General features: G+C 68.9%; 10 protein-coding genes and 1 pseudogene. 7 read left to right on the forward strand and 4 right to left on the reverse strand.

What is annotated here, in order from left to right; translation table 11 throughout:
* Positions 1-27: 27 nt before the first annotated feature.
* The 3 genes from GXP76_RS03200 to GXP76_RS03210 all read right to left on the reverse strand — a co-directional run bounded on the left by GXP76_RS03200 (position 28) and on the right by GXP76_RS03210 (position 2,369).
* Positions 28-807 carry an SDR family NAD(P)-dependent oxidoreductase gene (locus tag GXP76_RS03200; RefSeq protein WP_242569847.1) on the reverse strand — a complete coding sequence of 260 codons (780 nt, stop codon included), beginning with the start codon at positions 805-807 and terminating at the stop codon, positions 28-30.
* Between the two features lie 192 nt (positions 808-999).
* Complete coding sequence (locus GXP76_RS03205) at positions 1,000-1,281, reverse strand: hypothetical protein (protein WP_242569848.1); 282 nt, start codon at positions 1,279-1,281, stop codon at positions 1,000-1,002.
* Positions 1,282-1,412: 131 nt separating this feature from the next.
* On the reverse strand, positions 1,413-2,369 hold the full coding sequence (locus tag GXP76_RS03210; RefSeq protein WP_242569849.1) for a LysR family transcriptional regulator: 957 nt from the start codon (positions 2,367-2,369) through the stop codon (positions 1,413-1,415).
* A 207-nt stretch (positions 2,370-2,576) separates the two neighbouring features.
* On the opposite strand from GXP76_RS03210, the gene GXP76_RS03215 reads away from it, so the two are divergent.
* The 7 genes and pseudogenes from GXP76_RS03215 (at position 2,577) to GXP76_RS03240 (ending at position 7,489) form a co-directional block, all read left to right on the forward strand.
* Entirely contained in the window at positions 2,577-3,617 is a 1,041-nt protein-coding gene (locus tag GXP76_RS03215; RefSeq protein WP_242569850.1) for an alcohol dehydrogenase catalytic domain-containing protein, read from the forward strand.
* A gap of 72 nt (positions 3,618-3,689) precedes the next feature.
* Complete coding sequence (locus tag GXP76_RS35505) at positions 3,690-4,292, forward strand: FAD-dependent oxidoreductase (protein WP_277992926.1); 603 nt, start codon at positions 3,690-3,692, stop codon at positions 4,290-4,292.
* Complete coding sequence (locus tag GXP76_RS35510; protein ID WP_308354086.1) at positions 4,286-4,807, forward strand: FAD-dependent oxidoreductase; 522 nt, start codon at positions 4,286-4,288, stop codon at positions 4,805-4,807. Before GXP76_RS35505 ends, GXP76_RS35510 begins: the two co-directional genes overlap by 7 nt.
* Positions 4,808-4,853: 46 nt before the next feature.
* Positions 4,854-5,387, forward strand: a complete 534-nt coding sequence (locus tag GXP76_RS03225) for a DinB family protein (protein ID WP_242569851.1) — start codon at positions 4,854-4,856, stop codon at positions 5,385-5,387.
* Between the two features lie 54 nt (positions 5,388-5,441).
* On the forward strand, positions 5,442-5,831 hold the full coding sequence (locus GXP76_RS03230; protein ID WP_242569852.1) for a carboxymuconolactone decarboxylase family protein: 390 nt from the start codon (positions 5,442-5,444) through the stop codon (positions 5,829-5,831).
* Positions 5,824-6,624, forward strand: a pseudogene (locus GXP76_RS03235) (IS5 family transposase). Before GXP76_RS03230 ends, GXP76_RS03235 begins: the two are co-directional and overlap by 8 nt.
* Before the next feature lie 50 nt (positions 6,625-6,674).
* A protein-coding gene (locus tag GXP76_RS03240) for an IS5 family transposase (protein WP_242569855.1) occupies positions 6,675-7,489 on the forward strand; the annotation gives its coding sequence in 2 pieces (ribosomal slippage) (positions 6,675-7,200 and positions 7,200-7,489; 816 coding nt in all).
* A 162-nt stretch (positions 7,490-7,651) separates the two neighbouring features.
* Here the strand turns inward: GXP76_RS03240 and GXP76_RS03245 are convergent.
* The coding region (locus GXP76_RS03245; protein WP_242569853.1) for a cation:dicarboxylate symporter family transporter at positions 7,652-8,734 on the reverse strand (1,083 nt) is incomplete at its 5' end.

Consider the following 8,734-nt stretch of genomic DNA (forward strand, 5'->3'; position numbering starts at 1 on the left):
GGCCGTTTCCGTTCCCGGGACGGGTTGTCAGTTGCGGCCGGCCATGACGCCGCCGTCGATGTCCCAGACCGCGCCGGTGACCCAGTCCGTCTGGTCGGAGAGGAGGAACACCACGGTGGCGGCGATGTCGTCGGGGGTGCCGATGCGGCCCAGCGGGTGGAAGGCGTTGAAGCCGTCCAGTGCGCTGTCCATCTCGGCCTTGGGGATGAACTCCTCGTAGATGGGGGTGCGCACGACCGCCGGGGCGACGGCGTTGGCGCGGATGCCGTACGGCGCGAGCTCCATGCCCACGTGCTGGGTGAGGGAGTGCAGACCGGCCTTGGCCATGGAGTACGCGGAGGACGGCGTCGCGGCGACGGCCTGGTGGGCCCACATGGAGCCGACGTTGACGATGGAGCCCTTGACGCCGCGCTCGACCATGCCGGCGGCGACGGTCTGGGTGATGAGGAAGAAGGCCCGGTTGAGGGCCTGGTAGCGGTCGTAGTCCTCGGGGGTGTGCTCCAGGAACGGCTTGGGGGCGAACACGCCGGCCGCGTTGACCAGGAGGCGCGCGTCGGCGTGGTCGCGGGCCAGCTCGGCGCGTAGCCGCTCGACGGCCTCGGGGTCGTTCAGGTCGGCGGCGAGACCGCTCGCCTGAGGGCTGGCCAGCTCGGCTACGGCCTTCGTCGCGGTGGAGTCGGACCGGCCGGTGACGACGACGCTGCCGCCGGCGTCCAGGATGTGCCGGGCGATGGACAGGCCCATGCCGCTGGTGCCGCCGATGATGACGGCCTTCTTGCCGGTGAGGTCGATGGTGGTGCGGGACATGTCGTGCTCCTGATCAAAGAGGGGAGTGAGGGTGATCCGCTCGGGCAACCCTGAAGCATGCCTATAGCTGGGCAAACTGCCGTAGAAGTGCAGGGTGTGCCCTTTGGTGAAGGCGGCCGTGCGGCGGAAGAGGGAGAGGGATGGTGAAGGGCGAGGGCCACCGTGTGGGGTGCGGCTGCCCGTCCGGGACCGTCAGACGGTGTCGTAGATCCGGACCTCGGGGTCGGCGGCCAGCAGCGGCGCCAGGCCACCGACGACGTCCTGCTTGAACAGGGTGCTGTCGAGGTAGGCACGTGCCTCGCCGGCGGTGGTGAAGCTGTGCAGCACCTGCACGTCTTCATCGCGCCCGAGCAACTCCTTGGACTCGGCGCCGGGAACCGTGTCGAGGAACGGCTGCTTGTACTTCTGGTACACGCCGGCCGCCGCGGCGCGGTTTTCTTCCGCCACCTTCAGGGTGATTTCCAGGTAGGCCATGACGCTTCCTTTCTCGTCGGAATATGCTTGCGGAGATTTCCGCGGGCGGTTGGGACGAGACAAAGGTAAATCCCTGGAAAGGTGTCCGGTAGAGGATCCTTTGTGATGTGGCTATAACCAACGCGCATTACTCACTGGGAAGCCGCCGGAGAGGGCCCCGCGGTCTGGCCTGTAGGGGCCTCGCCGTCCGGCTGGGGGACGGGCCCCAGGCATCCGGCGGAGTCGGCGAGAAAGCCGACGAACTCCTTCAGGTCGGCGCCGAGCGGGTTGTCGCGTCCCCAGACCGCTTCGTAAGAGATCTCCACCGGGGTGCCGCCGCGCACCAGAGGGCGGCAGCTGGCGTGGTCCGGTGTCACCTTGGAGCTCGGCAGCAGGGCGGCGCCCACGCCGAGACGGGCCCACTCGTCGAGGACCCGGTAGCTGGCGGCCTCGCCCGGATAGGTGCGCAGCGGCAGGTCGTTGTCCCGGAAGAGCTGTGTGGTGAAGGTGGTCAGGCCGCAGCTGCTGGGCACGAGGATGAAGTCGGCGCTGGCGGCGTCGTTCAGCTCCACCGGGCCGTCGGTGCCGGGGGCAACGGCCGGGTCGATCACGACGACGGGCTCGGTGAGGATGGTGCGGTGCCGGTAGGCAGGCATGGGTTCCACCTCGGGCACCAGCAGCACATCCAGCTCGCCGTCCTTCAGGGCGGTGCGCAGCAGGTCCAGGTCGGCCTCGCGCAGCACCAGGTCGCGCGGGCGGGTCAGGCCGCGGGCGGCGGTGAAGGCGCAGCCCACCAGATCCGCCCCGATCAGGGGCGAGACGCCCATGCGGATCGAGCCGGCAGCCGGGCTGGTGAGCCGCCGTGCCTCGGCCGTGACCGAGTCCAGCGCCTCCAGGGCCCGGTCGATCATCGGCAGCACGCGAGCGCCGTGCGCCGTGGGCTTGACGCCGCGCGGCGAGCGGTCGAACAGCTTGATGCCGAGTTCCTCCTCCAGGCGGGCCACGCCGTTCGACAGGGCCGGCTGGGTGACGCCGTAGTCGCGCGCCGCGGCGCTGAACGACTTGGTCCGGGACACGGCCTGGGCGTACCGCAGCCCTTCGATGTTCATCTGAACTCCTCTCGGCTACAGCCTCAGGCTATAGCCGTATTCATGATCGTCGTCTACCGGATTCCGGGCATCCATCCTACGGTTGGCAAAGCGCGCTCCGCCGGATCGGCGGGGCAGGAAATATCCGGGCTCTTTTTTCGTCCGGCCATTTCACAGTACCGGGGAATTCCCCGTACAGAATCCTCCCCTTCTTTCCCGTCAGGAGTGATGACCGTGTCCCAGGAGAACCGCCCTTCGTATCGGGCCGCCCAGGTGACCGAATCCGGCGGGCCGGTGCACGTCGCCCCCGTGCAGCCGCGCGAGCCGGGCCCAGGCGAAGTGCGCCTGGACGTGAAGGCGTCCGGCATCTGTGGGGCCGACGCCGGCATGGCCGCCAACCCGTCGCCCGCCTACGGCTTCCCGATCACCCCCGGGCACGAGGTGGCCGGCGTCGTCGCCGAGGTGGGCGAGGGAGTTGCGGGCTGGGAGGTCGGTGAGCGGGCCGGGGTCGGCTGGTTCGGCGGCTCCTGCGGACACTGCACCGCCTGCCGGTCGGGCGACGTGGTCCACTGCGCCCAGCGCCAGATCCCCGGCCTCAGCTACACAGGCGGCTGGGCCACCAGCATCACCGTCCCCGCCGCCGCCCTCGTCCACATTCCCGACGGGCTCTCCTTCGAGGAGGCCGCGCCGTTCGGATGCGCGGGCGTGACCACCTTCAACGCGCTGCGGCACAACGGAGCCGAGCCCGGCGACCGGGTCGCGGTCCTGGGAATCGGTGGCCTGGGCCACTTCGCGGTGCAGTTCGCCGCGGCCATGGGCTTCGAGACGGTGGCCATCGGCCGCGGCAAGGACAAACGGGCAACCGCCCTCGACCTCGGCGCGCACCACTACATCGACGCCTCCGCCGAGGACGCCGGAAAGGCGCTGCGCGCCATGGGCGGCGCCCGGCTGATCCTGTCCACGGCTTCCAGCAGCAAGCCGCTGGCCGGGCTCGTCGACGGGCTCACCCCGCACGGCCGGCTCACGGTCGTCGGCTTCGACGGCACCCCGCTCGACCTCCCGCTGGACAAGCTGGTGATGCACGCCCGTCACGTCACCGGACACGTGACCGGCAGCCCGGTCGACACCGAGCAGGCCATGCGTTTCGCCCTGGCCAGTGACGTGCGCCCGCAGGTGCAGACCGCACCGCTGGAGCAGGCGGCCGAAGCGCTGAAGACCCAGCAGGCCGGACAGGCCCGCTTCCGCATGGTCCTCACCACGGGCGACTGACCACCTCTCCCCCCACTACCCCGAGCAGTACTGGGCCGTGCCACCGGCCCTGGCAAGGAAAGGAGTCCGCGCATGGCGCACAGCACAAGCTGGTCCGTCGTCGTGATCGGAGCGGGTGCATCGGGCCTCGCCGCAGCGAGCACTCTCACGCAGGCCGGGCACGACGTCGTCGTCCTGGAGGCGCGCGAGCGGATCGGGGGGCGGCTCCTGAGCGCCCCGGCCACACCGGAGGGCACCCTCGATCTCGGGGCCACCTGGTTCTGGGACGACGAGCGGCACGTCTGCACCCTCCTCTCCGGATCCGGGCTCGGCAGCTTCCCGCAGCACACCACCGGCGACGCCGTCTACCAGGACGCGGGCGGCGTACAACGCCTCGCGGGCAACCCGATCGACGCCCGATCCAACCGCTTCACCGCCAGCGCCGCGTCCCTCACCGACGCACTTTCCGCCGCACTGCCCTCCGGCACGCTCAGCCTCGGCACTCCGGTCACCGCGATCCGGACCACCCCGTCCAGTCTGGCCGTGCACACCCCCAGCTCCGTCATCGAGGCCGAGCACGTCGTCCTCGCCGTGCCACCCGCGCTCGCCCTCGCGCGCATCGACTTCGGCGGCCGACTGCCCGCCGACCTTGTCCACGTAGCCGAGCAGACCCCGGTGTGGATGGAGCCGTGGTGAAGGTCGTGGCCGAGTATCCCGAGGCGTTCTGGCGCCGGGACGGCCTGGCCGGTGCCGCCTTCAGCCGGAGCGGACCACTGCAGGAAATCCACGACATGTCCGGCCCCGAAGGACAGCCGGCCGCCCTGTTCGGTTTCGCCCACGCAAGCACCGCCCGCAACACCGGCCCCGACTTTCGCGCCGCCGTCACCGGGCAGCTGACGCAGCTCTTCGGTCCACAGGCGGCCCAGCTCGTCGCCCTGCACGTCAAGGACTGGAGCGCCGAGCAGTGGACGTCCCCCGCGCAGGTGGCGCAACTGGCCGACTACTCCCTCTTCGGCCACCGCCTGTACCAGCGTCCGGCAATGGAGGGGCGGCTCCACTGGGCGTCCACCGAAACCGCCCGCGGCTACGCCGGCCACATCGAAGGAGCGCTGGTGGGTGGCGAACGCGCCGCCCACGCCATCCTCTACGCGTTGCCCGACTCGAACTCGAACCCGGAGCCCGCGACGGCGAACTCCGCCCCCGCCGCCTGAACACCTTCATCCTCCGCCCCGACCCGGCCCTACAAGAGGTGACCTGATGCACGAGGTGACAGCCCTCCTGCGCGAGTACGACCGTGCCCGCGCCTACACCGACGACCTGTGGAAGGACCTCAGCCCCGACGAGATCACCTGGCGCCCGCACGAGGACTCCAGCGCGATCGGCTGGCACCTTGGCCACCAGGCCCACGTCGCCCACTTCATGGTCCGCAACCTCACCGCCGCCGAGCCGAGTCCGGACCCCGAGCTGGACGGGCTCATGGACTCGGCGAACCCGGAGAATTTCCGCGGTGCCCTGCCGACCGTCGAACGGCTCGGCGCGTTCCGGGACACCGTCGCCGAACGCGTCCACGCCCGGATGAACGACATCGCGAGCGGACGCGTCGCCGCCCCGGACCAGCTCACCGTCGTCGCCCGGCACCTCCTGGTTGCGCTGATCAACCACGAGTACCAGCACGACCAGTGGATCGGCGAAGTCCGTGCGAACGACCTCGGCCATGCCTTCCCCAGCGACCCGGACACCGACCAGGTCTCCCGCCTGGACGGCTACCTCGTCCTCAATCCGCTCGCCTGAGCCGACGCCAAGCGAGCAGGTCCCACCGAACCACGAAAGATCCAGGAACAGAGCATGAGCTACCACGAGCACACCGACTACAAGCACGCCCGCAACCTCCGCGCCGGCGCCCCCGAGGCGGTCAAGGCGTTCATGGAGTTGGACAAGCAGGTCCTGCGCAATCCCGACAACGTCATCCCGCCCAAGTACGCCGAGCTGATGGCCGTGGCCGTGGCCCTGACCACTCAGTGCGCGTACTGCATCGAAGTCCACACCAAGGCCGCGCACGAGGTCGGCGCCACCGAGAAGGAGATCGCAGAGACCACCATGATCGCTGCGGCACTGCGGGCGGGCGGCGCCTACGCCCACGGCTTCATGGCAATGAAGTTCTTCAACCAGGCCGAAGCAGCTAAGAGGCCATCTCATTTGGCCGGGTTGGCTACTGGTCGTGGCAGGGATCGTTGAGCGGCTGGTGCCGGACGAGTTGTGGGAGCTGTTCCAGCGCGTGGTGCCGGAAGCGCCATCGCGGCCGCAGGGTGGTGGCCGGCGTCGGCACGGCGACCGTGAAGTGCTGGCCGCGATCGTCTTCGTGGCAACTTCGGGCTGCACGTGGCAGCAGGTGCCGACCGCCTCGTTCGGGCCGTCCGGCGCGACGGCTCACCGCCGGTTCACCGAGTGGACCAAGGCCCGGGTGTGGGCCAAACTCCACCGCCTGGTCCTCGATGAACTGGGATCCCGCGGCGAACTGGACTGGTCCCGGTGCGCGATCGACTCGGTCAACATGCGGGCCCTGAAAAGGGGGAGCTGACAGGTCCGAATCCTGTGGACCGGGGCAAGTACGGGTCGAAGGTCCACTTGATGACGGAGCGGACCGGCCTGCCCCTGTCCATCGGCATCTCGGGTGCCAACACGCATGACAGCCAGGCCCTGGTCCCGTTGGTGAAGGGCATACCTCCGATCCGCTCGCGGCGAGGACCCAGGCGACGAAGGCCGCACAAACTCCACGCCGACAAGGGCTACGACTACAACCACCTGCGGCGATGGCTGGCCGGCCGAGGCAATTCGGCACCGCATCGCACGCAGGGGCATCGAGACCTCACAACGGCTCGGCCGTCACCGCTGGACCATCGAACGCACCATGGCCTGGCTCGCCGGATGCCGACGCCTGCACCGCCGCTACGAACGCAAGGCCGAGCACTTCCTGGCCTTCACCAGCATCGCCTGCACCCTGATCTGCTACCGCAGACTCACCAAATGAGATGACCTTTAAGACCGTGTCCTATGTGGGGCGAGCTCGTTGGGCCGAGCATGGGGCGGGGTACGTGGAGTTGGATTGTTCCGGACGGGCTGTGGGAGATCGCGGAGCCGCTGATCCCGCCGTCGAAGGTGCGGCCGCAGGGCGGCGGGACGCAGGACACGCCTGATGAGACGCTGTTCGCCGCGATCATCTACGTGCTGGTCAGCGGCTGTGCCTGGCGGGCTCTGCCGCCGTGTTTCGGGATATCGAAGTCGACAGCCCACCGCAGGTTCCTGATCTGGTCGAGAGCCAATGTCTGGGGCCGGCTCCACGAGGAGATCCTGCACCGCCTGGACGACGCCGGCCTGCTCGACCTGTCCCGGGCCGTGCTCGACTCCGCCCACGTGAGGGCTAAAAGGGGCGAACTCACAGGTCCGAGTCCCGTGGACCGGGGCAGGCCGGGTTCCAAGATGCACGTCCTGTCGGACGCGAACGGACTGCCCCTCCTTGTCGGGATCTCCGCTGCGAACACCCACGACAGCCTCGCGCTGAAGCCCATGGTTCAGGGCCACCAAACGAGACACGACCCCCACCGCGCCGCTACTTCAAGCCCCAGCGCCTGCACGCGGACAAAGCCTACGACGTTCCTCACCTGCGGAAATGGATGTGGGGCAAGCACATCGGCGTGCGCATCGCCCGCAAGGGAGTTGAGTCCAGCGAACGGTTAGGCCGCCGCAGATGGGTGATCGAGCGGACCATGTCCTGGCTGACCGGCTACCGCAGGCTCAACCACTGCTACGAACGCCACCCCCGCAACTACCTGGCCTTCCTCGGCCTCGCCGCCGCCCTCTGCTGCTACAAACGACTCGCCCGACTCACCACATAGGACACGGTCTTAGAAACGCTGGCGACAGGTGGAACAAGGGAAGGCTGACAGGGATATGCGTAGGCCCGGCCGGGGCTCCGGCCGGGCCTACGCGGGCGTACCCATCAGGCGTACGCCGTGCCCGGGCTCTGGGCGCGACTGGACAGAGCCCGGGTCGTCTGGTCAGGGCCTGTCGAGGGCCGCTGCGGGTTGTGGCTTGGTGAGATCGGCCGGCGGGGTTGGCGCGGCCGCCTTCTCCTCTGGCTCGGACGGTGTGGCAGGGGTCTTGCCGCGCAGCACGGCGTTGACGTGTGCGGTGTCCAGGACGCGTTCCCAGCGGGCGACGACGAGGGTGGCGACGCTGTTGCCGGCGAGGTTGGTCAGGGCGCGGCACTCGGACATGAACTTGTCGATGCCGAAGATCAGCATGATGCCGGCCGCCGGGACAGTGCCGACTGTGGACAGGGTGGCGGCGAGTGCGATGAAACCGGCGCCGGTGATGCCGCCCGAACCCTTGGAGGTGAGGATCATGACGGCGAGCAGGCCGAGTTGCTGGGTGATGCTGAGGGGCGTGTCGGTGGCCTGGGCGATGTAGACGGCAGCCAGCGAGAGGTAGATGGAGCTACCGTCGAGGTTGAAGGAATAGCCGGTGGGGACGGTGAGCCCGACGATGTCCCGGCGTAGGCCGAGTCCTTCGAGCTTGGTCATGAGGCGGGGCAGGGCGCTCTCCGAGGAGGAGGTGCCCAGGACAAGCAGGAACTCCTCGCGCAGGTAGCCCAGCAGCCTGAAGATGTTGATCTTCATGAGTGCTGTGACGCCGCCCAGGATCACGATGACGAAGAACGCCGACGTGCCGTAGAAGAGACCGATGAGCTGGCCCAGGCTGGTGAGGGTGGACACCCCGTACTTGCCGATGGTGTAGGCCATCGCCCCGAACGCGCCGATGGGGGCGGCGAGCATGACGTAGTGCAGGATCTTGAAGATCACGGCGCTGAGCCGGGTGACGCCGGCTACGAGGGGTTCACCGATCGGGCCGACGGCCTTGAGCGCGACTCCGAAGAGGACGGAGAAGAAGAGAACCTGGAGAATGTTGCCCTCGGCGAATGCGCCTATGGCGCTCTCTGGCACGAGGTCGGTGATGAAATGCCACCAGCTCTGGTCCTCTCCGTCCTTCACGTATTGGGCCGCGTCCCCCTCCAGTTGGAGGTCCCCAGGGTGAGCGTGGACGCCGACGCCGGGCTGGAAGATGTTGACCGCGAGCAGCCC

It is taken from the genome of Streptomyces sp. NP-1717 (genome assembly GCF_022695985.1).
GTDB lineage: Bacteria > Actinomycetota > Actinomycetes > Streptomycetales > Streptomycetaceae > Streptomyces.

Bases quoted from the DNA above. Each gene is read 5' to 3' on its own strand.
- GXP76_RS03215 (WP_242569850.1), top strand. From the start codon at position 2,577: ATGACCGTGTCCCAGGAGAACCGCCCTTCGTATCGGGCCGCCCAGGTG.
- GXP76_RS35505 (WP_277992926.1), top strand. From the start codon at position 3,690: ATGGCGCACAGCACAAGCTGGTCCGTCGTCGTGATCGGAGCGGGTGCA.
- GXP76_RS03205 (WP_242569848.1), bottom strand. From the start codon at position 1,281: ATGGCCTACCTGGAAATCACCCTGAAGGTGGCGGAAGAAAACCGCGCC.
- GXP76_RS03210 (WP_242569849.1), bottom strand. From the start codon at position 2,369: ATGAACATCGAAGGGCTGCGGTACGCCCAGGCCGTGTCCCGGACCAAG.
- GXP76_RS03230 (WP_242569852.1), top strand. From the start codon at position 5,442: ATGAGCTACCACGAGCACACCGACTACAAGCACGCCCGCAACCTCCGC.
- GXP76_RS03200 (WP_242569847.1), bottom strand. From the start codon at position 807: ATGTCCCGCACCACCATCGACCTCACCGGCAAGAAGGCCGTCATCATC.
- GXP76_RS03225 (WP_242569851.1), top strand. From the start codon at position 4,854: ATGCACGAGGTGACAGCCCTCCTGCGCGAGTACGACCGTGCCCGCGCC.